28 protein-coding genes are annotated in these 26311 nt (G+C 65.8%); 20 read left to right on the top strand and 8 right to left on the bottom strand.

Annotated features, from left to right (window positions below):
- Positions 1-221: 221 nt before the first annotated feature.
- On the top strand, positions 222-494 hold the full coding sequence (locus P6U24_RS36315) for a DUF3551 domain-containing protein (RefSeq protein WP_407157173.1): 273 nt from the start codon (positions 222-224) through the stop codon (positions 492-494).
- Between the two features lie 100 nt (positions 495-594).
- On the opposite strand, the gene P6U24_RS36310 is transcribed toward P6U24_RS36315, so the two are convergent.
- Complete coding sequence (locus P6U24_RS36310) at positions 595-1221, bottom strand: S1C family serine protease (protein WP_407157172.1); 627 nt, start codon at positions 1219-1221, stop codon at positions 595-597.
- A 281-nt stretch (positions 1222-1502) separates the two neighbouring features.
- On the opposite strand from P6U24_RS36310, the gene P6U24_RS36305 reads away from it, so the two are divergent.
- The 5 genes from P6U24_RS36305 to P6U24_RS36285 all read left to right on the top strand — a co-directional run bounded on the left by P6U24_RS36305 (position 1503) and on the right by P6U24_RS36285 (position 5878).
- Positions 1503-1673 carry a hypothetical protein gene (locus P6U24_RS36305; protein WP_407157171.1) on the top strand — a complete coding sequence of 57 codons (171 nt, stop codon included), beginning with the start codon at positions 1503-1505 and terminating at the stop codon, positions 1671-1673.
- A gap of 372 nt (positions 1674-2045) precedes the next feature.
- Complete coding sequence (locus tag P6U24_RS36300) at positions 2046-2663, top strand: hypothetical protein (protein WP_407157170.1); 618 nt, start codon at positions 2046-2048, stop codon at positions 2661-2663.
- Positions 2650-3027 carry a transcriptional regulator gene (locus P6U24_RS36295; RefSeq protein ID WP_407157169.1) on the top strand — a complete coding sequence of 126 codons (378 nt, stop codon included), beginning with the start codon at positions 2650-2652 and terminating at the stop codon, positions 3025-3027. The genes P6U24_RS36300 and P6U24_RS36295 overlap by 14 nt, the downstream gene beginning before the upstream one ends.
- 66 nt (positions 3028-3093) lie before the next feature.
- Positions 3094-3840 (top strand): di-trans,poly-cis-decaprenylcistransferase, encoded by a 747-nt coding sequence (locus tag P6U24_RS36290; protein WP_407157168.1) that lies wholly within the window; start codon positions 3094-3096, stop codon positions 3838-3840.
- A gap of 97 nt (positions 3841-3937) precedes the next feature.
- On the top strand, positions 3938-5878 hold the full coding sequence (locus P6U24_RS36285; RefSeq protein ID WP_407157167.1) for a tetratricopeptide repeat protein: 1941 nt from the start codon (positions 3938-3940) through the stop codon (positions 5876-5878).
- Here P6U24_RS36285 and P6U24_RS36280 read toward each other — a convergent pair.
- Positions 5875-7098, bottom strand: a complete 1224-nt coding sequence (locus P6U24_RS36280) for a helix-turn-helix transcriptional regulator (RefSeq protein WP_407157166.1) — start codon at positions 7096-7098, stop codon at positions 5875-5877. The two genes, P6U24_RS36285 and P6U24_RS36280, sit on opposite strands and share 4 nt — an antisense overlap.
- A 168-nt stretch (positions 7099-7266) precedes the next feature.
- On the opposite strand from P6U24_RS36280, the gene P6U24_RS36275 reads away from it, so the two are divergent.
- Positions 7267-7788 (top strand): GNAT family N-acetyltransferase, encoded by a 522-nt coding sequence (locus P6U24_RS36275; RefSeq protein WP_407157165.1) that lies wholly within the window; start codon positions 7267-7269, stop codon positions 7786-7788.
- Positions 7789-7835: 47 nt separating this feature from the next.
- Here P6U24_RS36275 and P6U24_RS36270 read toward each other — a convergent pair whose 3' ends face one another.
- Positions 7836-8258 carry a GFA family protein gene (locus P6U24_RS36270; protein WP_407157164.1) on the bottom strand — a complete coding sequence of 141 codons (423 nt, stop codon included), beginning with the start codon at positions 8256-8258 and terminating at the stop codon, positions 7836-7838.
- A 334-nt stretch (positions 8259-8592) separates the two neighbouring features.
- Here P6U24_RS36270 and P6U24_RS36265 point away from each other — a divergent pair, with 334 nt between their 5' ends.
- The 3 genes from P6U24_RS36265 to P6U24_RS36255 all read left to right on the top strand — a co-directional run bounded on the left by P6U24_RS36265 (position 8593) and on the right by P6U24_RS36255 (position 10152).
- Positions 8593-9468 carry an AraC family transcriptional regulator gene (locus tag P6U24_RS36265; protein ID WP_407157163.1) on the top strand — a complete coding sequence of 292 codons (876 nt, stop codon included), beginning with the start codon at positions 8593-8595 and terminating at the stop codon, positions 9466-9468.
- Between the two features lie 77 nt (positions 9469-9545).
- A complete protein-coding gene (locus tag P6U24_RS36260) occupies positions 9546-9692 on the top strand; it encodes a hypothetical protein (RefSeq protein ID WP_407157162.1) in 147 nt (48 codons plus the stop codon).
- Between the two features lie 205 nt (positions 9693-9897).
- Entirely contained in the window at positions 9898-10152 is a 255-nt protein-coding gene (locus P6U24_RS36255) for a hypothetical protein (protein ID WP_407157161.1), read from the top strand.
- A gap of 30 nt (positions 10153-10182) precedes the next feature.
- On the opposite strand, the gene P6U24_RS36250 is transcribed toward P6U24_RS36255, so the two are convergent.
- From P6U24_RS36250 to P6U24_RS36240, 3 genes are all read right to left on the bottom strand, one after another.
- Positions 10183-11829: an acetolactate synthase large subunit gene (locus tag P6U24_RS36250; protein ID WP_407157160.1), complete on the bottom strand. Its 1647-nt coding sequence runs from the start codon at positions 11827-11829 to the stop codon at positions 10183-10185.
- A gap of 13 nt (positions 11830-11842) precedes the next feature.
- Complete coding sequence (locus P6U24_RS36245; protein WP_407157159.1) at positions 11843-12061, bottom strand: hypothetical protein; 219 nt, start codon at positions 12059-12061, stop codon at positions 11843-11845.
- Positions 12062-12207: 146 nt separating this feature from the next.
- Positions 12208-13167: a LysR family transcriptional regulator gene (locus P6U24_RS36240; protein ID WP_407157158.1), complete on the bottom strand. Its 960-nt coding sequence runs from the start codon at positions 13165-13167 to the stop codon at positions 12208-12210.
- Between the two features lie 103 nt (positions 13168-13270).
- Here P6U24_RS36240 and P6U24_RS36235 point away from each other — a divergent pair, with 103 nt between their 5' ends.
- On the top strand, positions 13271-14452 hold the full coding sequence (locus P6U24_RS36235) for an MFS transporter (protein ID WP_407157157.1): 1182 nt from the start codon (positions 13271-13273) through the stop codon (positions 14450-14452).
- A gap of 15 nt (positions 14453-14467) precedes the next feature.
- A complete protein-coding gene (locus P6U24_RS36230) occupies positions 14468-15502 on the top strand; it encodes an aldo/keto reductase (protein WP_407157156.1) in 1035 nt (344 codons plus the stop codon).
- A 42-nt stretch (positions 15503-15544) separates the two neighbouring features.
- Here P6U24_RS36230 and P6U24_RS36225 read toward each other — a convergent pair whose 3' ends face one another.
- Both P6U24_RS36225 and P6U24_RS36220 read right to left on the bottom strand, forming a co-directional pair.
- Positions 15545-16222, bottom strand: a complete 678-nt coding sequence (locus P6U24_RS36225; RefSeq protein WP_407157155.1) for a GNAT family N-acetyltransferase — start codon at positions 16220-16222, stop codon at positions 15545-15547.
- Between the two features lie 327 nt (positions 16223-16549).
- The gene (locus P6U24_RS36220) at positions 16550-17863 is read right to left on the bottom strand and encodes a CapA family protein (RefSeq protein ID WP_407157154.1); all 1314 of its coding nucleotides are present in this window, start codon (positions 17861-17863) and stop codon (positions 16550-16552) included.
- Positions 17864-18012: 149 nt separating this feature from the next.
- On the opposite strand from P6U24_RS36220, the gene P6U24_RS36215 reads away from it, so the two are divergent.
- The 8 genes from P6U24_RS36215 to P6U24_RS36180 all read left to right on the top strand — a co-directional run bounded on the left by P6U24_RS36215 (position 18013) and on the right by P6U24_RS36180 (position 26253).
- Positions 18013-18972, top strand: coding sequence for an N-carbamoyl-D-amino-acid hydrolase (locus tag P6U24_RS36215; protein WP_407157153.1), 960 nt, complete (start codon positions 18013-18015; stop codon positions 18970-18972).
- Positions 18973-19053: 81 nt separating this feature from the next.
- Positions 19054-20658: an ABC transporter substrate-binding protein gene (locus P6U24_RS36210; RefSeq protein WP_407157152.1), complete on the top strand. Its 1605-nt coding sequence runs from the start codon at positions 19054-19056 to the stop codon at positions 20656-20658.
- A gap of 14 nt (positions 20659-20672) precedes the next feature.
- Positions 20673-21614: an ABC transporter permease gene (locus tag P6U24_RS36205; RefSeq protein ID WP_407157151.1), complete on the top strand. Its 942-nt coding sequence runs from the start codon at positions 20673-20675 to the stop codon at positions 21612-21614.
- Positions 21611-22531: an ABC transporter permease gene (locus tag P6U24_RS36200; RefSeq protein ID WP_407157150.1), complete on the top strand. Its 921-nt coding sequence runs from the start codon at positions 21611-21613 to the stop codon at positions 22529-22531. The genes P6U24_RS36205 and P6U24_RS36200 overlap by 4 nt, the downstream gene beginning before the upstream one ends.
- A gap of 31 nt (positions 22532-22562) precedes the next feature.
- Positions 22563-23552, top strand: a complete 990-nt coding sequence (locus P6U24_RS36195) for an ABC transporter ATP-binding protein (protein ID WP_407157149.1) — start codon at positions 22563-22565, stop codon at positions 23550-23552.
- Positions 23549-24523 (top strand): ABC transporter ATP-binding protein, encoded by a 975-nt coding sequence (locus tag P6U24_RS36190; RefSeq protein ID WP_407157148.1) that lies wholly within the window; start codon positions 23549-23551, stop codon positions 24521-24523. Before P6U24_RS36195 ends, P6U24_RS36190 begins: the two co-directional genes overlap by 4 nt.
- A gap of 40 nt (positions 24524-24563) precedes the next feature.
- On the top strand, positions 24564-25577 hold the full coding sequence (locus P6U24_RS36185; protein ID WP_407157147.1) for a formamidase: 1014 nt from the start codon (positions 24564-24566) through the stop codon (positions 25575-25577).
- Positions 25578-25827: 250 nt separating this feature from the next.
- Positions 25828-26253, top strand: a complete 426-nt coding sequence (locus tag P6U24_RS36180) for a hypothetical protein (protein WP_407157146.1) — start codon at positions 25828-25830, stop codon at positions 26251-26253.
- Positions 26254-26311: the final 58 nt, after the last annotated feature.

The raw sequence follows: 26311 nt of genomic DNA, 5'->3' as shown, positions 1-26311 counted from the left end.
ATCGAGCGCAGCAGCGGCATACGAAGCTACGGCGGCAACTCATGAGCGTTTCACACGCGGCGAAGAAAATTCTCGCAGGTCACGTCACTGTGTCGGTTATAGCCGCTTGTGCGTGAACCGGCGCGTGCCAGATCTACACAGAGGGAGTGCAGATGAGCAAAGGCCGTTTTTCGAACACGGGGTTGTGGTCGATTGCGGCGCGGCACGGAGGAGTAGATATCATGCGTAAGATGGTTTGGACGGCAGTGGCCCTGGTCGGGGCAGGCTTTGCGAGCGTGGCCGGCACGGCGCCTGCAGCCGCCTTTGATTATCCCTGGTGCGTGCAGGGCCGCGGCGTCGGCTATCCCGGCGACTGCTCCTATCAGACCTTCGCGCAGTGCCAGGCCAGCGCATCCGGCCGCAATGTCGGCTGCGGCATCAATCCGCGGGTCGCCTTCGAGCGGGCCTATCGCGGCCCGTACTACCAGTCGGGCCCTCGCCCGGCCCACTACTGAGTGGCTTGCGATTGAGCCGAGAGCTCAAAAGCGCTGTCATTCCTGACAGCGCTTTTTTCGATGAGGCGATCAAGCATGAGGCGCCCCGCGCGAGCGTGGCTCATTTCTTCTCCGCCTGCTCGGCCGCAGAGCACGTGATCAGCAGCGTATAGGCGCGGGCATTGCCGGCGATCTCGGGCGTCTTCAGATCGCCCTTCGCTTCAGCGGTCTGATAGGGGACCACGCTGTTGTCGAGGAAGTCGCGCAGCGCTCCGGTCTTGATCGCGAAGTTGATGTTCTCCGGGATGTTGCCGGTGGCGCGGGCGAACTTCATCGCGTTGAGCTTGCTCGAGACCACGCCGACGATCTCGCCGGAGGTATCGAGCAGCGGGCCACCGGAATTGCCGGGCTGCACCGCCGCGCTAATCTGCAGGAAGCGCGTGTCGTTGAGGATGCCGCTCAGCGAGGAGACGATTCCCGTCGTTACCGTGAAGTCCGAGGACAGCAGACCGTGATAGGGAAAGCCGATCGCGACCACGGAATCCCCTGACCGAATCGAGCGGTCGCGGATCCTGGCGTAGTCCTTGAACGAGGCGGCGGGGCCCTGCAGCAGCGCGAGGTCGTTGGATTCGTCGGCCGACACCACGCGCAATGTCGCAGGCGCGTCGCCGGTGAGATTGCCGCGGATCTCGCCGCAGCCGGAAATCACGTGGTTGTTGGTGACGATGTGCCCGTTTGGGCTGACCACGAAGCCGGTGCCGGTCTTGCCTTCCGTCGCTCCTGGCCGGCTTGGTACCTTTATCGGCGGGCTGCGGATCCGATTTGGCGGCGACAGGCCTGGCGGCCGAGAAGTCTCCGGCGCTGTTGATCCCCTGGGCCTTGATCTTGGCGACGCAGTTGGCGAGCACCGGCAGCAAGGGGCCGGTCGAGGTGAGATTGAACTGGTAGGTATTGCCCCCGGTCGTCGCCGCCATCAGGCTGGATTTTTGCAGCGTGCGCGCGACGTTCAGGGGCAGGATCGCCGTCATCATGATCTTCGAATTGGCATTGGCGAAGATCCTTGCCGCCGATTGCCCGTCGAAAATGACGTCGATCGGGATGCTCTGGCCGGTGGTGAAGCTGAACGCCGGGCTGGCGAAGCCGAGCAGCCAGGAATTGGCGGCGTTCTGCCCGATCACCAGGATGATGCCGCTGGCATAGGCGGTCGTCGCGGCACAATGCGAGAACGCGCCTGTCTTGTCGTCGGTGAAGGCGCCGCCGATCCAGCCGCCGACCTTGATGCTGCCGTAAGGCCCCGCCGCGAGCGCGGAAGAGATGATTGCCGCCTGCAACAGGCAGGCTGCCACGAATGCCCTGAACATGAACGTCCCCTGACCCGAACCAGCCCCATTGTACCCTGTTCGTTCTGGCCAAAGCACCTGGAAGTGGCGCGTCTCTTTCGAGCTCATCATGACTTGTCGGCGTTATCACGGCGCTTCCAGGCCCGCTTGCATTGACTTTGCGGTCCGATATACTTTGCAATGCAAAGTTCGAATCGGGTCGGCACGGCCGGCGTTTCGGTCAAGGTTTGGGATGAGCGATCTCGACAAGGCGCTTGCCGACATCATCGCCATTCGCAGCCAGCTCGCTGCGGGAACGGCGTTTCGCGGTTACGGACCGGCGACCATGGCTGCGACCGCGGCGGTCGCGCTGACGACCACTTTGCTGCAGCACATCCTCCTCGCTGACCCGACCGGGCAGCCGCTGGCGTTCCTGCTTGGCTGGGCCGCCGCCGCCGTGATCTCGCTGTCGATGATCGGGATCGAGATGCGCGCGCGCTCGCGCCGGCATCATTCGGGACTCGCGGACGTGATGATCCACCAGGCCGTCGAGCAATTCCTGCCTGCCGGAATCGCCGGTGTGCTGCTGGCGGTGCTGTTGTGGAAATTCGCGCCTGAAACACTGTGGATGCTGCCCGGGCTATGGCAGTTGCTGACGTCGCTCGGCGTCTTCGCTTCGGTACGGTCGCTGCCGCGCACGGTGGCGCTCGCCGGCGCCTGGTATTTCCTGGCGGGATTTGCCGTGCTGCTGCTCGCGAGCACCAATCACGTCCTATCGCCCTGGACCATGGGCCTGCCATTCGCGATCGGGCAGGGACTGATGGCGGCGATCCTGTATTTCGCGTCCGGAGAGGCTGATGCCGAAGAGTGAGAATAGCGCGCCGTTTTCCTATGACGGCCTCGATCGCGTGATCCACGAGAAGGCGCGGCTCGGCCTGATGACCTCTCTGATGGCGCACCCGAAGGGCTTGGCGTTCGCCGACCTGAAGCAGCTCTGCGGGCTCACCGACGGCAACCTCTCGCGGCATCTGCAGGTGCTCCAGGAAGCCGGTCTGGTCGAGGTCACCAAGGGCTATGAGGGCAACCGTCCGCACACCACCTGCCGCCTGACCAAGCCCGGCCGCCGCCGCTTCCTCGACTATCTCGCCGTGCTCGAAGGGCTGGTGCGCGACGCCGCCCGGGCCGCGGGCAGGGAGCAGGCACCGCTATCCGGGCTCGGCATGCTGCCGACCTGAGCCCATCCCAGCCTTTCCACCCATTTTCGCCGCTTCTCGTCGTGTTTCTCGTCATGGAGCTTTGTAATGCAAAGTCTTTCTGAGCCTCGGCCGCCGGCATTGCCGAATGAGAGGCTGCATGTCGGCATTATCATGGACGGCAATGGCCGCTGGGCGACGCGCCGCGGCCTGTCGCGGCTGCGCGGCCACGAGGCCGGCGTCGAAGCGATCCGCCGGGTGGTCGAGGCGGCACCCGACCAGGGCGTCGGCACGCTGACGCTCTATGCCTTCTCCACGGACAATTGGCGGCGGCCGCGCGCCGAGGTCGCGGGGCTGATGACGCTGCTCCGCGTCTATCTCGCGCGCGAGGTGGAAAGCTTGATCCGCAACGGCGTCCGCCTCACCGTGATCGGCCGTCGCGATCGCCTGCCGGATGGCATCGCGAGCGCGATCGGGCGCGCCGAAGCCGCGACCGCTGGTGGCACCACGCTGCATCTGCGCATCGCCGTCGATTATTCCGCGCGGGATGCCATCCTGAATGCCGCATGGAAGGCACGCGGTGTGGCAAGCCTGGATCGCGAGACCTTCTCGGCACTGATCACCGGCGAAGCCGGCCTGCGCGACGTCGACCTCATCGTCCGCACTTCGGGAGAGCAGCGGTTATCCGACTTCCTGCTTTGGGAAGGTGCCTACGCCGAGCTGCACTTCACGCCCCGGATGTGGCCCGAATTCGATGCCGAGGACCTCGCCGAAGCGCTGGCCTCGTTCCGGCGCCGCGAACGTCGCTTCGGTGGTCTCGCGGCGCTGCCGCTGGAGCCCGCGCCGAGTCTGTGACGCCGGCGCTCGCGCCCCGCACTGCAGCGCATGCAATCTTTCCGGGTGTTCGGGAATCATCTAGTGCTGCGTGCAGGAATCCCTGCCGAGAGTGTCGATGAGCCGCCAGCAGCGCCGGACTTCCGGCAAGTCTTCCGCAAGGGCGGCGTCCCCGCAGCGCGAGCAGACACCCGAAGCTCTTTGCGCCGCAGCGCTGCGGCTGCTCCAGGCCGGCCAGCCGGCCGACGCCGAGGCCGCGTGCCGCAAAGCCCTGACGCTCGATGCCGGCCACGCCAACGCGCTGCATGCGATGGGCCGGGTCTGCCTGGCTCTGGGCCGCCAGCAACTCGCGATCGAATGGTTTGCCCGCGCCATCACCCAGGATCCGACCGTCGCGGACTATTTCTCCGACCTCGGCGAGGCCCTGCAGCTGTGCGGCCGGTTCGACGAGGCGATCAAGGCCTATGACCGCGCCCTGCAGATCAAGCCCGATGAACTGGAGAGCTGGCAGCAGCTCGGCCGCCTGTTGCAGCGGCAGGCCCGCTTGGGCGAAGCCGCGCAAGCCTATGACCGTGCATTGCAGCTCGCGCCCGAGAATGCCGAGTTGTGGCATCAGCTCGGCGAGGTGCTGAAAGCGCAGGATCGCCGCGAGGAGGCCGTGCTCGCCTTTGAGCAGGTGCTGAAATTCGAGCTCGGCCATGTCGATGCCGCGAACGCGGCCGGCCTGCTCCATTTCGAGTCCGAGCGCTATGATGCCGCGATCGCGCATTTCGATCTCTCGCTGCAGCAGAAGCCGGACCAGGCCGGCGTGCTGTGTCTCAAGGCCATCTCGCTGCGCCGGCTGCGTCGATATGAGGAGGCCTTTGCGAGCGCCGAGCGGGCGCATGCGCTGGCGCCGCACGATCCCGACATTGCCAATAGTCTTGGCTGCATCCTGCAAAATCTCGGTCGCCATGACGATGCGATCGCGGCGTTCGACAAGGCGATCGCGATCCGGCCTGCATTCGCCGAGTTCCACAATCACCGCGGCACCTCGCTCGCGGAGCTGCATCGCTTCGACGAGGCCTTTGCAAGCTTCGACCGGGCGATCGCGCTGAAGCCGGATCTGGCGGACGCGCATTGGAATGCCGCGCTGTTCAAGCTCCTGGTCGGCGATTTCGCCGCCGGCTGGGCGGCCCGCGAATGGGGCCGCAAGTGCCGCGCGGTCGGCTTCGTCGAGCGCAGTTTTGACGCGCTGCTGTGGATTGCCGATGCGCCGCTCGCTGGGAAGACCATCCTGCTGCACGGCGACGAAGGTCTTGGCGATACCATCCAGTTCAGCCGTTACGCCACCATGGTCGCGGCGCAGGGCGCGCGCGTGCTGCTCGAGGTCGATCCGGTACTGCAGCCGCTGCTCGCCAATGTCTCCGGTGTCGCTGCGTGCCTGGAGCGCGGCCGCGACCCGCTGCCGCCAGCCGATTTTCATTGCCCGCTGTCGAGCCTGCCGCTGGCATTTGGCACGCGACTGAACACGATTCCGGCCGCAATGTCCTATCTGCCGGCGCCGGACCAAGACCGGTTGCGGCGCTGGGAGCACCGGCTAGGGCCGCACGACCGCCTGCGCATTGGTCTGGTGTGGTCGGGCAATCCGGCGCATCTCAACGATCACAATCGCTCGCTGCCCTTGCACAGGCTTGCGCCTGTCATCGAGCTCGACGCTCGCTTCGTCAGCCTGCAGAAGGACGTGCGGCCGGCGGACCGTGCGGTTCTCGCGGCATCCCCTGCCATCATCGATCTTACGGCTGATATCAGCGACTTCGTCGACACCGCGGCGCTGATCTCCTGCCTCGATCTGGTGCTGACCGTCGACACCAGCGTGGCGCATCTTTCCGCCGCGCTCGGCAAGCCGACCTGGATCATGCTGCCGCATACGCCTGACTACCGCTGGCTGCTCGGCCGCGACGACAGTCCGTGGTATCCGAGCGTGCGGCTGTTCCGCCAGGATGCCAGCCGGGACTACACGGCCGTGATCGCACGCGTTCGCGCCGCGTTGAGCGCATTGTTAGCGGAGCAGCGTTAATGCGCACGTAGCGACACCGAGAGCTCGTGGAAGCGTCGCGTCAGTTCGGCGACGCTGCGCCACCCGGTCTTCTCCCGCGTCCGCTTCAGATGCGTATACACGGTGGTGATGCTGACGCCGCGGCTTTTCGCATAGGCGACCGCGGTCAGGCCGGCGCTCAGCGCCTGCACCAGATGCGCCTCGGCATTGGTCAGGCCATAGAGTTCCTGCAGCATCCGCACCGTGGAGACGTGCTGCTGCAGCGGATCATGCACCAGCAGCATCGCGATCGCATCGTTCTGCTCGGTGCGATCCTGACCACCGCGCAGTGGCCGCACTGAAATGGTGTAGGGCGGCAGCCCGTTCTCGCGCGGGACGGCGAAGTCCGCGGGCAGCAACGCGGCCGAGGGATCGTCGATCCGTTCCACCGCCGCCAGCGCGGCGGCGAAGCGGCTGCGCAGCTCGGGCGAGACGAATTCCATCGTATGGCGGCTGATCCGGAAGTCCTTCGCGCGACTGGCCAGCAGCCGCAGCGCGTCGTTGAGATAGACAATGCCTCCGTCGCGCCGCAGCAGCGCGACGCCGTCGCTCAGCAGATCGAGCGCATGCTCGTACAGGCTTTCGCGGCCCGAGCCGGTGTCCAGGCGCATTCGCGTCTGGTAGGCGCGTTGGAGATGTGGACCAAGACGTTGCATCAGCGCGATCTCCCGTTCGCCGACATGTCCCTGCCGCGGCGTGCGCTGGATCGTCACGACCGTCAGGCGGTTGCACGTTTGCTCCACGACGGTGGACATGAAGTAGCGCAGCCCGACCCGCGGCAGAAACTCCGCATAGAACGGATCGCACGCCATCGCGTCCTCGCCGAGGATTTGATAGTCCCAGCTCACGCTGCCCGGGCGCTGCGCGAGCACCGTCGGCAGGCGTGGGCTCAGCGGCGCAAAATGCACCAGATAGTCCGGCCTTGCGGTCGACGGCAGCCCGACGCTGTGAAATGCCGCGGGGCGTTGGGTGACCTTGTCGATCACCTCGAACGTCGCACCGCCGCCTGCCACCAGACGATTGAGCACGTCGAGCATAGGCGCAATGCCGTCCGTCTCCGTGAAGCCCGTGTAGATCGCCTCGACTGCCTGCGCATAGGACTCGCTCAATGTCGTCACCTCATCCCGCAAGAGCGCGATGCTGGCGCCGCGCCGACATGATCGCCCGATGCAGCCCGGACGCAGGTCCCCTTCATTGGTCATCTTCGGCCGGGTCCGGTTCAATACGCCGTCGATGGCGCGGCGATATGGCGACCGCTTCGCTTCAATCCGGATCATTGGCGGCGCTGTCCAAGCGCGATGACCCGGTTTGACGGATGATCGTCGCCGTTGCCGCGCGCCGTGCGGTCGTTGGAGCCAAGGAGACCAGGGATGGCCATGTCGATCGTCGGGTTGCGCGCCCGCGCGCTTCCCTGGCCGATCTGGATTCGCACGGCGACCATTCACGACGTTGATGGCCTGAGCGACCACTTCGGAACCTTGTCGCAGAGCTCGCGTCATAACCGCTTCATGGGCGCGGTCGGCAATTTCGCGCGGATTGCGCATGATTGCCTAGCGCCAAGCCGGAGCGGCGATCGCTTCACGCTGGTTGCCGAGACGCCAGCGCATGCCGGTCACCGCATCGTCGGCGAGGCCAGCTACGCGTTCGACCGGGACGCGCGCTGGGGCGAGTTCGCGATCTCGGTCGCTGATCGCTGGCAGCGCCGCGGGCTGGGCGCTGCGCTGCTGGCCGCGGTGCAGGCCCGTGCGGTCAGCCTTGGCTATTTCGATCTGTTCGGGGAAACATTGAAGACCAACGAGGCGATGCGACGGCTCGCATGCAGAGCAGGCTTTGCGACCACGCGCGCCTCCGATTGGCGCGCGGTTCGTTTCGACATGCGGCTCGGCGCTTGACTTGAACGGCTCGGGGCGTGCTCCGCCCCGAGCCTCTCTCGCTCGGGTCACTCGCTGACCATTTCCCCCGACCCGCCGAACTCGCTTGGAAAATCCTTCAGCTTGGGCAGCCCATCGCGCATCGGCAGCACCGTCTCCGCGTAGTTGACGTGCACCGCCGGCGCGAATTTCAGCTCTGGAATCGTGGCGGCGAACACGTCGATCAGGCCGAGCGGCGGATGTGTGGTCATCAGGTGCCCGCCGCATTTCGCGCAATATTGCCGTTGGCTCAGGCTGGATTTCTGGAACATGGCGACGTGCTCGGCACCGGATGTGATCCGCACCATCTCCGGTTTCCAGAGCGTGAAGGCATTGACCGGGCCGCCCGACCACGAGCGGCATGAGCTGCAATGGCAGTAGCCCATCGCTTCCGGCGCGCCGGAAACCTCGATTTCGACAGCGCCGCAAAAACAGCGTCCAGACAGTTTCATCCCGTGCCTCGTTGGTTCGCGATGACGGCATCAAGACCATCGCTCGCAATGTCGCGTCTTGGACGGTGGCGACCATCGCCGGGGCCAGGGCGACTGAACGTGATGCATACCACACTCGGCGCTGCATCGCCGAATTTTGTCCTCTGATCGGGGGACGCGTGCGAGCAGAGGAGCCGGTATCAGGCTGGTGGTTGAGGGCGCTGCAGGGGGATTGGCTTTCAATCGTTTGGTTTGACCTATGACAGAGATAAGCCCTCGTATCGTTGAATTCTCGACCGACCACATTCCCGTATCCGATCGCGCCGCCATCTGGCGCGAGCATTATGGACAGCTGATGCTCCGCGTTGACCTGGAACCGGAGCCGGGCGTCGTTTTTGAGGCCCACAACCGGGCGTTGATGTTGCCAGGCCTCCAACTGATGGAGGCGCAAGCCTCTCCGGTGCGGGTCTCCCGCAATGGCCGCTATCTCGCGGACGGCAATGACGATGTCGTGATCGCGATCAACCGCGCCGGCTCGGCGCTGATCGAATCGGCAGGCCGATCGCACGTCCTGCGTGAGGGCGAGGCCATCATCCTGAGCGGCGGCGAGCCCACCTCGTTTCAGCGCACCAGGGAAGGCAGATCGTTCACGCTGCTGGTGCCGCGGGTGGCGATCGAGGCCGCCGTAGTCGGCATTGATGACGCCCTGATGCGGCCGATCCCGGCCGAGCACGGCGCGCTCAAGCTGCTCGACAATTATGCGAGCTGGTTGTTCAACGTGGGCGGATCGGTCGACCCGCAACTGCTCAACCTGTCGATCCGGCATGTGCAGGACCTGCTGGCGTTGACGATCGGGCCGGCGGCCGATTTTGCCGACACGGTGCGGGCGCGCGGGTTGCGCGCCGCCCGACTGAGGCTGGCAAAGTCCTTCATCGTCGCCAACAGCCACCGTCGCGACATCTCGATCACGACCGTGGCGGCGAAGCTCAACGTGACGCCGCGCTATGTGCAGCGCCTGTTCGAGGCCGACGGCACCACCTTCTCGGAATTCCTCACCCGACTGCGGCTGTCGCGCGCGCATCGGCTGCTCTGCGAGCCGGGATCGAGCCAGGCGGCGATCGCAACCATCGCCTATGACGTCGGCTTCGGCGACCTCTCTTACTTCAACCGCCGCTTTCGCCGCCAATACGGCCAGACGCCGCGCGAGGTGCGTGGCGATCGGGCGCGTTAGCAGGAGCGCGGGATGACATCCAAGATCCTCGCACTGAAGGTTCTTGACGGTCTCTTCGTGGCGTTGCCGCTTTCCTGTTGCTGCTGGCCATGGGCTTGCCGGCCGGGTGGGTGCTGCGCGCGCTCGGCATGTCCTTCCGCGAGTTTCAGGCGTTTGCGCTGTTCATCCTGTTCGGCACGCTGCTGTTGATCCACGCTATCGCGACCTCCGATTCCGCGCCGTGACCGCGGCATCGCCGCGATGTCGCGCGGCGGCGACAGGTCCACCTCTTTGCGAAACACGGTTAATGCCAGGCCGGCCGGTCGCAGCGGCGCGGCGGCAACAGTTCGCCAACCATCCCGCTTGCTGGGTGCGCCCGTTAGCGATTTGGAAAATCGTGCCGGTGCACCTTCGCGTTGTCCTGAGGGGGACGGAGTGGGGAGAGTATCCATGGCGATCAACGGGCAAGCGGTTCTGGAAAACGTGCGGCGCTATCGCACCATCGCATCTCTGTATCGGCAGACGGCGGCATTCCGTCCACACCAGCGCATCTCGCTCCTGGAGCAGGCGCAGCTCTGGGAAGAGCGCGCGGTGAGCGAGCTTGAAGACTATTTCGTCGCGCGCGATGCCGCTGCCAATCCGCATCTCGCCTATCATCCGTCGACCTATGCTTCGGCGCGTTGGCAGATGGCTGCGGCGGCGTGAGCCGGGCCGCGACCTGCGCGCTGCCCGCTATCAAGGCTTTTTCGGCGCATGCGCCTGCAGCTCCTGCACCAGCACGCGCATGTTCTCCGAATAGTCCACCGGAACGGACACCAGATGCACGCCGCCGGCGTCGAATGCGGCGTTGAGGGTCGGCACGAGCCCGTCGGCGGTTTCGACCCGGCTGCCCTTGGCGCCATAGGCCTGCGCGTAAGCGACGAAATCGGGGTTGCCGAAGGTCATGCCGAAATCCGGAAAGCCGTCGACGCCCTGCTTCCAGCGGATCATGCCGTAGGCATTGTCCTGCAGGATCAGCACCACGAGATTGAGGCGCAGCCGCACCGCGGTCTCGAGCTCCTGCGAGTTCATCATGAAGCCGCCGTCGCCGCACACCGCCATCACCCGCCGGGTCGGATTGAGCAGCGCGGCCATGATCGCCGAGGGCAGGCCGGCGCCCATAGTGGCGAGCGCGTTGTCCAAAAGGAGCGTGTTGGCGACGCGGGTGCGGTAGTTGCGGGCGAACCAGATCTTGTACATGCCGTTGTCGAGGCAGACGATGCCGTCCTCCGGGATCACCTGGCGCACGTCATGCACGGTCCGCTGCGGCGTCAGCGGATAGCGGCTCTCCTCGGCGCGGTCCTCGATGTGGCGCAGGATCTCCGCGCGCAGGGACAGCAGGGCGCCGGCATTCGGCAGCTTGCCCTCGAGCCGGTCGGCGAGGAGCCTTAGGCTCGGACCGACGTCCCCGACGAGCTCGGCATGCGGAAAGAACACCTCCTCCACGACCGCCGGCAGGTAGCCGACATGCAGCACCGTCGGCCCGCCGGGTCCCATCAGGAACGGCGGCTTCTCGACAGTGTCGTGGCCGATGGCGATAATCAGATCGGCCTGGTCGACGGCGTCGTGGACGTAGTCGCGCTCCGAGAGCGCCGCTGTGCCCATGTAGAGACCGGAGCCGCCGGCGACCGATCCCTTGCCCATCTGCGTGTTGAAGAAGGGGATCTGCAGCCGCCTCACGAAATCCGCCAATGACGCGGCGAGGCGCGGCCGGCTGGCGGCGGCACCGAGCATGATGAGCGGGCGCTGTGCGCCCATGATCAGCTCCGCCGCGCGATCGAGCGCCGCGGGCTGTGCCTCCGGCATGTCGATCGGGTGCGGCGGGATCGGCGACATCGCGGGGGCTTCCGCGCCGGCGATGTCCTCCGGCAATTCCAGATGCACCGGGCCCGGCCGCTCCTGCTGCGCCACGCGGAAGGCATCGCGCACGATCGCAGGAATGGTCGCGGGGCTTACGATCTGCCGCGTCATCTTGGTCAGCGGCGTCATGGTCGACACCGTGTCGACCATCTGAAATCCAGCCTGCTTGCGGGTCAGGATGCCCTTCTGTCCGGTGATCATCACCATCGGCATGGCGCCGAGCAGTGCGTAGGCAGCGCCGGTGGTGAAGTTCAGCGCGCCCGGCCCGAGCGTGGCGAGACATACGCCGGGCCTGCCGGTGAGCCGGCCATGGGTCGCGGCCATGAACGCCGCCGCCTGCTCGTGCCGGGTCAGCACCAGCTCGATCCTTGAGCGCCTGAGCGCCTCGACCACGTCGAGATTTTCCTCGCCGGGCACGCCGAAAATCTGCGTGACGCCTTCGTTGTCCAAGGCGGCGACCAAAAGGTCTGCACCGTTCATCATCAGCTCCTCTCGATTATTCGGGCGCGATGGTCGCGCGCCGGATGGCGATCGCCAAAGTCAAAATGCGGCGAGCTGCCATGCCCGACGACCATGGCTGGGCTTGCAGCGTCATTGCGAGCCAACGGGTCCGCGCGTATGCGCGGCCCGATGACGGGCTCAGCAAAGCAATCCAGCGCGAGCAAAGATTCTGGATTGCTTCGTCGCCTTCGGCTCCTCGCATTGACGGCGGCATTGATTGCTCCACTCGCTTTTCGGCGCAACGCATTTGCCGGCCCGCTCCTCGCCGGCTGCGGCGAGCGCGGCGGCTATCGATCTCACTGCTCGGCGTCGCCCCACGTCGCGTCTCGCGTTCACGCTGCGGTCTCTCCGATGGTGCTTTCAGCGGCCCACATGCAGGCGCCAAGAGCCGTCTGCACTGCGCTTGAGCGACGGATCCGGCATGCGGATGTGATGCGCGAGGAAATCGACGAACGCGCGCACACGTGCCGGAAGCGGCCCCCCATGTCCGGCGTAGACGGCGTGAATGTCTTCACGATCGCCGGGATTATGGCTCTGAAGCACCGGCACGAGGCGCCCGGCCTCGATATCGGGACCGACGTGAAACACGGCAAGCCGCGCCAGCCCGGCCCCGCCCAGCGCCAGCAGTCGGACGGCTTCGCCGTCGCTCGCCCGCGCCGCCGGCGGCGGCAGGATCTCCTCGATCCGTTCGCCCTTACGAAACGGCCAGCCTCTGATCGTGCGGGGAAAGGTCCAGCCGATGCAGCGGTGATCGGCCAGCTCGGCCGGCGTCTTCGGCATGCCGCATCGCGCCAGATAGTCCGGCGAAGCCACCAGCACCATGCGGCTCGTCGCGAGCTTGCGCGCAAGCAGCTGCGAGGAGCGCAGCGGGCCGACGCGGATGGCGACATCGGCGCGCTCCTCCATCAGATCGACGACCGTATCGGTGAGAACGATGTCGAGGGTCACCTCGGGATGCTGGGCTAGGAATTGCGGGACCAGCGGCATGACATAGCGCATACCGAACGGGATGTTGCTGTTGACGGCGAGATGACCGCGCGGTGCGGTGCCGGCACCGGCTTCGCGCTCGGCCTCCTCCATGTCTGCGAGGATGCGCAGTGCGCGCTGGTAGAACGCCTCACCCTCCGGCGTCAGTTGAAGTCGGCGCGTGGAGCGGTTGACGAGGCGGGCGCCGAGCCGCCCTTCCAGCCGAGAGACCAGCTTGCTGACGCCCGACGGCGTCAGCCGAAAGCTCCGCGCCGCAGCCGTGAAGCCGCCGAGGTCGACGACGCGGACAAACACCTCCATCTCGGCGGCGCGGTTGCTCTCGAGGCGGCTCATTCTTGAATTCATGTCACAAATGTCTGGACTTGTCGCCGGCTAATTCTCGCTGCCCGCAGCTTCTATGTGCGTCGCCTATCCATTCCCAATCGGAGTGACATCATTGCCTGCCGCCGTCCTTGCGCTCACCGCCGGTGCCTTCGGCATCGGCACCACCGAATTCATCATCATGGGCCTGCTGCTGCAGGTCGCGGCCGACATGCACGTCTCGGTCTCGGCGGCAGGCCTGCTCATCTCCGGCTATGCGCTCGGCGTATTCGCCGGCGCGCCGATCCTGACGCTTGCGACCCGACGCATGCCGCGCAAGATCGTGCTGCTGGCGCTGATGGCGATCTTCACGCTCGGCAACGCCGCCTGTGCGCTTGCGCCGAACTACGCGTTGTTGATGGGCGCGCGCATCCTGACCTCGCTCGCTCATGGCACCTTCTTCGGCGTGGGGTCGGTGGTCGCGACGAGTCTCGTCGCCGAGGACAAACGCGCATCCGCCATCGCGACCATGTTCATGGGCCTCACCGTCGCCACCCTGCTCGGGGTGCCCTTCGGCGCCTGGTTCGGGCTGCTGTTCGGATGGCGCGCCGCGTTCTGGGCGGTCGCAGCGATCGGCGTGGCCGCCGTCCTTGTGCTGGCGATGTTCGTGCCGGGCGGGGTCGGACAGGACGACGAGGCCGTGCCGATCCGCGCCGAGCTGGCCGTGCTTGCTCGTCCGCAGGTGCAGCTCGGGCTCGCCATGACGGTGCTCGGCTTCGCCGGGCTGTTCACGGTCTTCACCTATGTTCAGCCGATCCTCACCAGCGTCACGGGCTTTTCGGATGCGGCGGTGTCACCGATCCTGCTGGTGTTCGGCGTCGGGTTGTCGGCTGGCAACATCATCGGCGGCCGGCTTGCTGACCGCGGCCTCGCACGCGCCCTGCTCGCCACGCTTGCAGCGCTCGCGGGTGTGCTCGTCGTGTTCGCCTTCGTGCTGGCGCTGAAGAGCCTCACGGTCGCGTTCGTCGGCCTGTTGGGCGCCGCAGCGTTTGCGACCGTCGCGCCATTGCAGCTCCGCGTGCTCGAGAGCGCCGGTCCCGCCGGCCGAACGCTCGCCTCGAGCCTCAACATTGCAGCATTCAATCTCGGCAACGCGCTCGGCGCCTGGGCCGGCGGGCTGACCATCGATCATGGCGCCGGCCTGACCGGATTGCCGCTGGTCGCGGCAGTGATCTCCTCGGCCGGACTGGGCCTGGCTGCATGGAGCCTGCGGCTCGATCGCGTGTCAGCACGACTGGCGACTTGCCCGGCAGAATAGGAGAGGAGCTCGATCATGGACTATCGCCATCTTGGAAAGTCGGGACTGAAGGTGCCGGTCCTGAGCTTCGGCACCGGGACCTTCGGCGGCCAGGGACCATTGTTCTCCGCCTGGGGGCGGAGCGACATCGCCGAAGCGAGCCGCTTGATCGACATCTGCCTCGATGCCGGCGTCAATCTGTTCGATACCGCCGACGTCTATTCCAACGGAGCGTCCGAAGAGATCCTGGGCGCGGCGCTGAAGGGACGCCGCGCGCGAGCGCTGATCTCCACCAAGACCAGTCTTCCGATGGGCGACGGTCCCTATGATGCAGGCTCCTCGCGCAGCCGCCTGCTCACGGCCGTCGATGCGAGCCTGAGACGGCTCGGCACCGATCATATCGATCTCTTGCAGTTGCACGCCTTCGACGCCTTCACGCCGATCGAGGAGGTGCTGTCGACCCTCGACGGTCTCGTCGCCGCCGGCAAGCTGCGCTATGTCGGCGTCTCCAATTTTTCCGGCTGGCAGTTGATGAAGTCGCTCGGCCTTGCCGAGCGACTTGGCTTGCCGCGTTATGTCGCGCATCAGGTCTATTATTCGCTGGTCGGCCGCGACTACGAATGGGAGCTGATGCCGCTCGGCCTCGATCAGGGCGTCGGCGCGCTGGTGTGGAGTCCGCTTGGCTGGGGCCGTCTCACCGGCAAGATCAGGCGCGCCCAGCCGCTGCCGGCGGAGAGCCGTTTGCATGAGACCGCTCAATGGGGGCCGCCGGTCGAGGAGGAGCGTCTTTATCGCGTGGTCGACGCGCTCGAGGCGATCGCTGCCGAGACCGGACGCACGGTGCCGCAGATTGCCATCGCCTGGCTGCTCGCCCGGCCGACCGTGTCCTCGGTCATCATCGGGGCGCGCAACGAAGCGCAGCTACGCGACAATCTCGGCGCGGTCGGCTGGGTCTTGACGCAAGCGCAAATGCAGCGGCTCGACGAGGCGAGCAGCACGATGCCGGCCTATCCCTATTATCCCTATCGGATCCAGGAGGGGTTTGCCCGTCTGAATCCGGCTCCGGTATGACGTTCGATATGCGTCGGCCGGAATGTGCCACGCGAGGATTGTCTACGCCCGCGCAAAAACCATCAGCATCGGCCGCCAGCGCGTCACGAAGCCGAGCCGCTCGTAGAGCGCGATCGCGTTCGTATTGTCGGCAAAGGCGTGAAGGAAGGGCGTTTCGCCTCGCGCGACAATGGCGCGCGCCACCTCGCACATCAACGCTGCTGCGTAACCCCGTCCGCGATGATCGGGATGGGTGCAGACGCCGCTGATCTCGGTGAAGCCCTCCGGCTGCAAGCGCTCGCCCGCCATCGCGACCAGCCGGCCTTCATGGCGGATGCCGACGAAGCGGCCGAGCTCATGGGTCCGTTCGGCGAAGGGTCCGGGCTTGGTCAGGCCGGCAAGCGCGCGCATCTCGGGTGCGTCGGCGGCAGTCAGCTCCAAGAAGCCGCGCGTGGCAGGCGGTCTCTCGATAGATTCGGCGACCATCTGCACGACGGGCGCCGTGTGGCTGGCGACAAGCCCGGGCGGCGGCGCAATCGGCTCATCAAGCAGCATCGCGACATGCCCACCCACGGGCACGAGAGCGGCAAGCCCGGCAAGGCTTTCCGCCGTTCCCTCGGCGCTCGCGCCGAACGGACCAAAGGCGGGATCGAAGCGGCGTATTCCTCCCGCAACCTGCGCGCAGGTCGCCTGCCGGGTGGTCAACGCGGTCCAGATCGGGCGATCGAGTGGGTGGTTCATATCGGTCGGAGGGGGCACGTCGCGCTGGGCGCGGCTTGAAAGATGGAATGAGCTGCATCATCCCATAAAGCGTCTCACGGCGTCCAGCGCTGCTGATCCGAAATTCGGATCAATTCGCGTTCATCGCGAAGGCGCATTTGCTCGGCGGGCTCGCCCTGCTGCGGCAATCGATCTCGTCGGTCGAGACGGCTCGACTGCGCATCGGTGCGACTGACGATTTGCCTGGCAGAATAAGAAACGGAGCTCGATCATGGACTATCGCCATCCTGGCGGCCGCCTTGCGTGCGGCATGCTTGGATCAGTTGAACGACGCCTAGCACTTCACGCTCACGCCGCCAGCGTCGCGGTGTCCGTGCCGAGCGCAAGGCGCGTGCCGAACGGCTCAGACAGCGCGGCGAAGCGGTCGAGGATGCGGCGGCCCTCGTTTCCGACTGCGAGACGCGGGCGGCCGCGCAGATGGCGCTTGCTGCCGAGCCCGAGCGTCACCGGATGAATTTCGAGCCCAATGAGCCGGCCGTCGGCGAAACGGCAGACCGGCACCACCGTCTCCCAGAAGCGGCGGTCGGACGGGAAGCTCTTGCGGTCATTGTCGGCACGCTGGTTGAACAGCATGCCCGGCGTGAGCGCGGCGTCGGCGCGGAAGCGCTCATAGGCGTCGGCTGGCAGGCGCGGCACCAGCTCATTCTGGCCGATGAAATTGCCGAGACTGTAGAAGATCGGCTGGCCGCGATAGATCTCCATGCCACGCAAGAGGTGCGGCCCATGCCCGACCACGAGATCGGCGCCCTCGTCGATCATGCGGCGCGCGAACACCGGCAGGAACTCGGCCGGTTGCTCCTCGTGATTGCCGAATTCATGCGCGTGCAGGCTGACCAGCACGATGTCGCTGAGCGCGCGCGCCTCGCGCACCCAGCGCGCAATGCCTTCGACGTCCGCTTGTCTCAGCCTCGTCCGCACCGCCGGCCGTTCGGCCGCACGAAACTGCAGCTTCTCGAACTCCACGATCTCGGGATCGTCAGGCGGAAAGCCGAAGCCGAGCTGGATGATCTTCTGCCGCAGGCTTTCGATGCCGAGCTGCTCTGCCATCTCGGTAACCGCGGCAAGCTGCTGGGCAGTAACCTCGTAGACCGTGCTGTGGCGGAGCGGATTGACGCCGGGACGGCCCTGCATGTCCGGGCGCTGTGCGCTCGCTTCCTGCCCCTTCGCCAGCGTCGCGGTGCAGGAGATCATCGCCACCGTGCCATTGGGGTGGGTGTGATAGACCGGGCGCCGCGCGTCTTCGAGATTGCGGCCGATGCCGGCATAGCTCAGGCCGCGTCTGTCCATCTCTTCGATCGCACGCAGCAATCCTGACGTGCGGTAGTCGAGGCTGTGATTGGTGGCCATCGCGAACAGGTCGAAGCCGGCCTCGATCAGCTCGTCCAGCACCCAGGCGGGTGCGCCGAAATGCGTGCCGCCGCATTCGAACGCCGGCTCGCCGGCGAAGTCGTTCGGCAGCACTTCGAGATTGGTGAAGGAGATGTCGGCGCCGCGGATCAGGTCGAACAGCGGTCGCAGGCCATCATCCTCGCGCGTCAGCAGCCGGCGCTGAATGATGCTGTCGCCGGTCAGGGCGAGGCGGAGCTCGGATCGGTTCGTCATCTCTGGCATGTCCGACATGGGTGGATTGAAGGCGAACCGTGATGTTGGCATGCCGCGTGCTACATGCCGATGTCGGGTCTCGGAACTTGCGCTACCGACGTAACGCAGTGGTCAGGGATCGACAGTGACGGCGAATAGAGGGACATGTCATGGCGCGCTTCGTGAACGTCGCAATCGGCCAGCTCGGTCCGATCGCCAGGGAGGAGACGCGAACGGCCGTCGTGGCGCGGCTGACGTCCCTGATGCGCCAGGCGCACGCGACTGGTTGCGATCTGATCGTCTATCCGGAGCTGGCGCTGACGACATTCTTCCCGCGCTGGTACATGGCAGACCAGCGCGAGATCGACACCTATTTCGAGCGCGAGATGCCGGGGCCGGAGACGCGACCCCTGTTCGATCTGGCGCGCGAGCTCTCCATGGGTTTCTGCCTCGGCTACGCCGAGCTTGCGGTCGAGGACGGCATCGTCCACCGCTACAACACCTCCATTCTCGTCGACAAGGCTGGCGCGATCGTCGCCAAATACCGCAAGGTGCACCTGCCCGGTCACGCCGAGCACGAGCCGTGGCGAAAATTTCAGCATCTTGAGAAGCGCTATTTCGAGCCGGGCGTGCGCTTCGGCGTCACGGATGCTTTCGGTGGTGTGATCGGCATGGCGATCTGCAACGATCGCCGCTGGCCGGAAACCTATCGCGTGATGGGCCTGCAGGGCGTCGAGATGGTGCTGATCGGCTACAACACGCCGGTGCACAATCCGCTGGCGCCGGAGCATGACCATCTCTCGACATTCCATAACCGCATCGTCATGCAGGCGGGTGCCTATCAGAACGGCACCTGGGTGATAGGTGTCGCCAAAGCGGGCATCGAGGAGGGCGTCGATCACATCGGCGGCAGCTGCATCATTGCGCCGTCGGGCGAGATCGTCGCGGCCTGCGCGACCAAGGGCGACGAAATCGCGCTGGCGCGTTGCGATCTCGATCTATGCAATTCCTACAAGCAGACGATCTTCAATTTCGATCTCCACCGCCAGCCGCGCGCCTATGGCCCGATCGTCGAGCAGAAGGGGCAAACGTTGATGGCGGACGGCTCCAAGGTCGCGCCGCGCCGCTGATTCATCGTCCGGCTGCCTATCCCTTTGGCATGCCGCTTGCAGCGCAGGCGGCCAGTTGCGTCTGCTTTGGTTGGAGGAATCATGGATCGCAGGACGGTGTTGAAGGGTCTGGCCGGTGCCAGCGGTCTGGCGCTGACGGGCGGATTTGCCGCGCCGGCGATCGCGCAAGGGGCGGCCGCGCGCACGCTGCGTTTTGTGCCGCAGGCCAATCTTGCGAACTTCGATCCGATCTGGGGCACGCAATATGTCGTGCGCAATGCCGCGGCGATGGTGTGGGATACGCTGTACGGCATCGACTCCTCGTTCAAGCCGCAGCGGCAGATGGTGGAATCGGAAGAGACTTCGGACGACGGCCTGGTCTGGACCTTCCGCCTGCGGCCCGGTCTCAAATTCCATGACGGCGAGCCGGTGCTCGCCAAGGACGTGGTGGCGAGCCTGACTCGCTGGTCGGCCCGCGATCCGATGGGTCTGATGATCAAGGCGATCCAGAACGAGCTGGTCGCGGTCGACGACAAGACCGTGAAGTGGTCGCTGAAGCAGCCATATCCGAAGATGCTGTTCGCGCTCGGCAAGGCCAACGCCCCCTGCGGCTTCATCATGCCGGAGCGCATCGCCAAGACCGATCCGTTCAAGCAGATCGACGAGTATGTCGGCTCCGGGCCGATGAAGTTCGCCAAGGCCGAATGGGTGCCCGGCGCGAAAGCCGTGTTCGAGAAGTTCGCCGACTACGTGCCGCGGCAGGAGAAGGCATCATGGCTCGCCGGCGGCAAGCCGATGCTCGTCGACCGCATCGAATGGGTTGTGATGCCCGATCCCGCCACCGCTGCAGCGGCGCTGCAGAATGGCGAGGTCGACTGGTGGGAGAATCCGATCTCCGACCTGGTGCCGGTGCTGAAGGGCAACAAGAACATCGCGGTCGATATCGGCGATCCGCTCGGCAATGTCGGCTCGTTCCGCATCAATCATCTGCATCCGCCCTTCAACAATGTGAAGGCGCGGCGGGCGCTGTTGATGGCGCTAAGCCAGGAAGACTACATGCGCGCGATCGTCGGCGACGACGATACGCTGTGGAAGCCGCTGCCCGGCTTCTTCACGCCGGATACCCCGCTCTACACCGAGGAGGGCGGCGAGATCCTGAAAGGCAAGCGCGACCTTGCGGCCGCCAAGAAGCTGTTGGAGGAAAGCGGCTACAAGGGCGAGCCGATCACCTGCGTGGTGGCGCAGGACCAGCCGATCACCAAGGCGCAGGGCGACGTCACCGCCGACCTCTTGAAGAAGCTCGGCATGACCGTCGATTTCGTCGCCACCGATTGGGGCACGGTCGGCGCCCGCCGCGCGCAGAAGACGCCGCCGAGCCAGGGCGGTTGGAACATGTTCCACAGCTGGCATGCGGGCGCGGACTGCGTCAATCCGGCCGCCTACACCGCGCTGCGCGCCAATGGCGACAAGGCCTGGTTCGGCTGGCCGAGCAGCGAGGTGGTGGAGAAGGAGATCACCGGCTGGTTCGAGGCCAAGAGCCTCGACGAGGAGAAGGCCGCTGCCAAGCGCATCAATAAGGCCGCGCTCGATGACGTCGTGTTTGCGCCGACCGGCTTCTTCCTGACCTACACCGCCTGGCGCAAGACCATTTCCGGCATCGAGAAGGGACCGCTGCCTCAGTTCTGGGGTGTGTCCAAGACCGCCTGATGCGGTGAGGCACCATGCTCTCCTACGTCGCAAGGCGGATCGTCTCGACATTGCCTGTCATGGCAATCGTGGCGCTGTTCGTGTTCAGCCTGCTCTATATCGCGCCTGGCGATCCGGCCGCCGTGATCGCCGGCGACCAGGCGAGCCCGGCCGATGTCGAGCGCATCCGCGCCGGCCTCGGCCTCGATCGTCCGTTCCTGGTGCAATTCGGCAGCTGGGTCTGGCGCATCCTGCACGGCGATCTCGGCACCTCGATCTTCACCAACCTGCCGGTCGCTTCCATGATCGGACAGCGGATGGAGCCGACGCTCTCGCTGATGCTGGTGACGCTGCTGCTCACCATCATCATCGCGGTGCCGCTCGGCGTCATCGCGGCGTGGAAGGCGGGCAGCCTCATTGATCGCGCCATCATGACGTTTGCGGTGTTCGGTTTCTCGCTGCCGGTGTTCGTGGTCGGCTACATCCTGGCCTATGTGTTCGCGCTAAAATTCGAATGGCTGCCGGTGCAGGGCTATACGCCCTTGAGCGACGGCGTCTGGCCGTGGCTGAAGAACCTGATCCTCCCCGCCATCGCGCTCGGCTGCGTCTATATCGCGCTGATCGCCCGCATCACCCGCGCCGCGATGCTGGAGGTGCTGCAGCAGGATTACATCCGCACCGCGCGCGCGAAAGGGCTGGGGCAGGGTGGCATCCTGTTCGTGCATGCACTGAAGAACGCCGCAGTGCCGATCGTCACCGTGGTCGGCATCGGCATTGCGCTTCTGATCGGCGGCGCCGTGGTCACTGAGAGCGTGTTCGCGATTCCCGGCCTCGGCCGGCTCACCATCGATGCGATCCTGCGCCGTGATTATCCTGTGATTCAAGGCATCGTGCTGCTGTTCTCCTTCCTCTATGTGCTCGTCAATCTCCTGATCGACGTCACCTATACGCTGGTTGATCCAAGGATCCGCTATTGACCGCCTCTCTCACCACAACGTCCGCACCGCCCGGCCTCGTCGTCGCGCCACAGCTGCCGGATCTTCTGCTGCCCGTGAAGGTGCGGCGCGGCGTCGCCGGCTTTCTGCGCAACCACCCCACCGTCGCGATTGGCGGCGCATTGCTCTTGTGCCTCGTGCTGATCGGCGTTCTCGCGCCCTATCTGGGGACGGTCGATCCGACGGCCATCGCCCCGGCCAAGCGCACGCGGATGCCGTCGGCGGATTTCTGGTTCGGCACCGATGCGCTCGGCCGGGACATCTATTCGCGCGTGCTGTACGGCACGCGGGTCTCGCTGACGGTCGGCCTGTCGGTGGCCGTGTTCGCCTCGTTCGCGGGACTTGCCATTGGGCTTGTCGCGGGCTTCGTGCGCTGGGCCGACGGCGTGCTGATGCGCTGCATGGACGGGCTGATGTCGATCCCGCCGATCCTGCTGGCGATCGCGCTGATGGCGCTCACCAAGGGCAGCGTCGGCAATGTCATTCTCGCCATCACCATTGCCGAGATCCCGCGCGTTGCGCGCCTCGTGCGCGGCGTCGTGCTGTCCTTACGCGAGCAGCCTTATGTCGACGCGGCGGTCACGTCGGGCACAGGCACGCCGATGGTGATCCTGCGCCACATCCTGCCGAACACCTTGGCGCCGATGCTGGTGCAGGCCACCTACATCTGCGCCAGCGCCATGATCACCGAGGCGATCCTGTCCTTCATCGGCGCCGGCACGCCGCCGACCATCCCATCCTGGGGCAACATCATGGCCGAGGGCCGCGCGCTGTGGCAGGTCAAGCCCTACATCGTGTTCTTCCCCGCCGCCTTTCTATCCGTGACGGTGCTCGCAGTGAACCTCGTCGGCGACGGCCTGCGCGATGCGCTCGATCCGCGCATGGCCAAGATGCCATGAGAGATGCCTTGAGCATCGGGAGAAGCTGACGATGGCGATGCTCGAGGTCGAGAATCTGCAGGTGCATTTCCGCACGCCGGCGGGCATCAACCGTGCCGTCAACGGCGTGTCCTTTCATGTCAATCAGGGCGAGACGCTGGCGATCGTCGGTGAATCCGGCTGCGGCAAGTCGGTGACCTCGATGTCGCTGATGCGGCTGATCCCGGAGCCGCCGGGCAAGATCGCGGGCTCCGTGCGCCTCAACGGCAAGGACCTGCTGCAGCTACCAGATCGCGAGATGCGCAAGCTGCGCGGCAATGACATCTCGATGATCTTTCAGGAGCCGATGACGAGCCTCAATCCGGTGCTCACGGTCGGGCGGCAGATCGGCGAGACCTTGCGGCTGCATCAGGGGCTCGAGAAGCCCGCGGCGCAGGCGCGCGCCATCGAGATGCTGACTCTGGTGGGCATCCCCGAGCCAGTGCGGCGGGTGCGCGAATATCCGCATCAACTGTCGGGCGGCATGCGCCAGCGGGTGATGATCGCGATGGCGCTGGCCTGCAATCCGAAGCTCCTGATCGCCGACGAGCCGACCACCGCGCTCGACGTCACCATCCAGGCGCAGATCCTGAAATTGATGCTGGATCTCAAGCACCGCGTCGGCGCGGCGATCATCCTGATCACGCATGATCTGGGCGTCGTCGCCGAAGTCGCCGAGCGCGTCATGGTGATGTATGCCGGCCGCAAGGTCGAGGAGGCGCCGGTGGCCGAGCTGTTTCGCATCCCGCGCCATCCCTATACCCAAGGCTTGCTCGGTGCGCTGCCCAAGCTCGGCTCGTCGCTGACAGGCGGAGCGCAACGGCTCGCCGAGATTCCAGGGCAGGTGCCTGATCTGAAGCAGCGCATCGAGGGCTGCGTGTTTGCCGGCCGCTGTGCGCTCGCCACCGATCTCTGCCGGCAGTATGCGCCGGGGCTGGAGGAGAAGGGTCCGCGCCACATCGCGGCCTGCCACTACGCGGTAAAGGAGCAGGTCGCCGCATGAGCGCGCCGCTGCTCCAGGTCAACGATCTCAAGAAGCACTTCCCGCTGCGTGGCGGCCTGTTCGGCGGCAGGACCGGCAAGGTTCACGCCGTTGACGGCGTGTCGTTCGAGGTCGCGCGCGGCGAGACGCTGTCGCTGGTCGGCGAATCCGGTTGTGGCAAGTCCACGGTGGGGCGCGCCATCTTGCGGCTGTTCGACATCACCGCGGGTCAGATCGTGCTCGATGGCCAGCGCATCGACGACCTCGGCCCGCGCGGCTTGCAGAACATGCGCCGCCGCGTCCAGGTGGTGTTCCAGGATCCGTTCTCCAGCCTCAACCCGCGCATGCGCGTGCGCGACATCCTGGCCGAGCCGATCCGCAACTTCGGTCTGGTGAAGACCTCGGTCGAGCTCGATGCGCGCGTCGCCGAGCTGATGGAGATCGTCCGACTGCCGCGCGATGCGGTGAGTCGCCGGCCGCATGAATTTTCCGGCGGCCAGCGCCAGCGCATCGGCATCGCGCGGGCGCTCGCGGCCAAGCCCGAGCTGATTGTCTGCGACGAGGCGGTGTCCGCGCTCGACGTCTCGGTGAAGGCGCAGATCGTCAATTTGCTGCAGGATCTGCAGCGCGAGTTCGGTCTTGCGCTCTTGTTCATCAGCCATGATCTCGCGATCGTCGAGCACATGACGCACCGCGTTGCGGTGATGTATCTCGGCAAGATCGTCGAAGTCGCGCCAAGGCGGCAGATCTTCGCAATGCCCAAACATCCCTACACCAAGGCGCTGCTCTCGGCCGTGCCGGTGCCCGAGCCGGGCGCGTCACGCAAGCCCATGATCCTCAAGGGCGACGTGCCGAGCCCGGTCAATCCGCCCAGGGGCTGCCGCTTCCACACCCGCTGTCCCCTCGTCTTCGATCGCTGCCGAGCTGAGGAGCCGCAGCTGCGCAGCGTCGCCGGCGATCAATGGGTCGCCTGCCATCTCGAAGCCAATTAGATCGTTTCTTGCGTCGATTGAAACTTCCAGGGAGGGTCACATGAACGGGCTCGGCGGACTCAACAAATCGCCCAATGGCGTCGTCATCGGGCTGGTGCAACTGCAGCTGCCGGTGGTTGCGACCAAGGCCGATCTTGAGCGACAGACCGAGAAGATCGTCTGGATGGTCGGCAAGGCGCGGCGCAATCTCCCCACCATGGATCTCGTGGTCTTTCCGGAATATTCGCTGCACGGCCTGTCGATGGACACCAATCCCGCGATCATGTGCAGCCTCGACGGCCCCGAGGTTGCCGCCTTCAGAAAGGCTTGCATCGACAATCAGATCTGGGGCTGCTTCTCCATCATGGAGCACAACCCGCACGGCAATCCCTACAATTCCGGTCTGATCATCGACAACCACGGCGAGATCAAGCTGTACTACCGCAAACTCCATCCCTGGATTCCGGTCGAACCGTGGGAGCCCGGAAACATCGGCATTCCCGTGATCGATGGGCCGAAGGGCGCCAAGCTCGCGCTGATCATCTGCCATGACGGCATGTTCCCGGAGATGGCGCGGGAATGCGCCTACAAGGGCGCGGAGATCATGATCCGCACCGCCGGCTACACCGCGCCGATCCGCGAGAGCTGGCGCTTCACCAACCAAGCCAACGCCTTCCAGAACCTGATGGTGACTGCCAATGTCTGCATGTGCGGCTCGGACGGCTCGTTCGATTCGATGGGCGAGGGCATGATCGTCAATTTCGACGGTACCATCATCGCGCACGGCACCACAGGCCGGCCGGACGAGATCATCACCGCCGAGGTGCGGCCCGATCTCGTGCGCGAGGCACGGATCAACTGGGGCGTCGAGAACAACATCTACCAGCTCTGGCATCGCGGCTATGTCGCGGTGAAGGGCGGCGCGATGGATTGCCCCTACACCTTCATGCAGGACATGGTCGCCGGCACCTTCCGCCTGCCCTGGGAGGATCAGGTCAAGATCACCGACGGCACATCCTGCGGCTTCCCGGCGCCGACGCGCCTGTTCGGCCAGGTGGATAAGGCGGCAGAGTAGCGGATCGCCTGCGGACCACGTTCCTCTGGTGCCAGTCGAGACGTCGTGAGGCTGGACGGCCCACTGCGGCCAGATCGCGGGCGGCTCGAAACGCATCGCAACAACGGTCGCGATGTCCTTTTGGAACAGTTCGGAAAGAAGCTGGGTTTTCCTGGTGTTAAACGCTCGTCGAAGCGCCGGCATCAAGTCTTGGGGCACCCCGGCGCGTCGTGCGAGCGGCTGAGACGGGTGAGCAACAGGAGAATCGTCCATGCGTATCTCGAACGTTGTCGCAGCGCTGTCCTTGTCGGGCGCGCTCGTGCTTGGAAGTCAGATGCCGGCTGGTGCGGCGCCGGTCACCGCGTTGTCGGCGGCAGCCAAGCCGGGGGCCCAGGCGGGTCAGGTGGTTCAGGTCCGCTTCGGCGGCTTCCACGGAGGCTGGGGTGGAGGCTGGCACGGTGGATGGCATAGGGGCGGTTGGGGATGGGGTCTGGGTGGTCTGGCCGCCGGTGCGCTGATCGGCGCTGCCCTCGCGGCGCCTCCCTATTGGGGCGACCCGTACTACGCCTATGCCGGCTATCCAGTCGCTTATGCCGGCCCGGTTTGCGGGCCGTGGGGCTGCGGCCCGGGCCCGTATTATTGGCGGCGGCCGATCGGTTGGCGTGTCGGCTGGGGCTGGGGTCCCGGTTGGTGGTGAACTGACCTGATTGCCGGGCCGCGGCGCGCCGCTGCGGCCCGGCTTCGGACGATAGGCT

Origin of the sequence: Bradyrhizobium sp. STM 3557, assembly GCF_045571465.1 — a bacterium.
Taxonomy (GTDB): domain Bacteria; phylum Pseudomonadota; class Alphaproteobacteria; order Rhizobiales; family Xanthobacteraceae; genus Bradyrhizobium.
The sequence above is the reverse complement of the archived record's forward strand: the minus strand, read 5'-3'. Positions and strand labels throughout refer to the sequence as shown.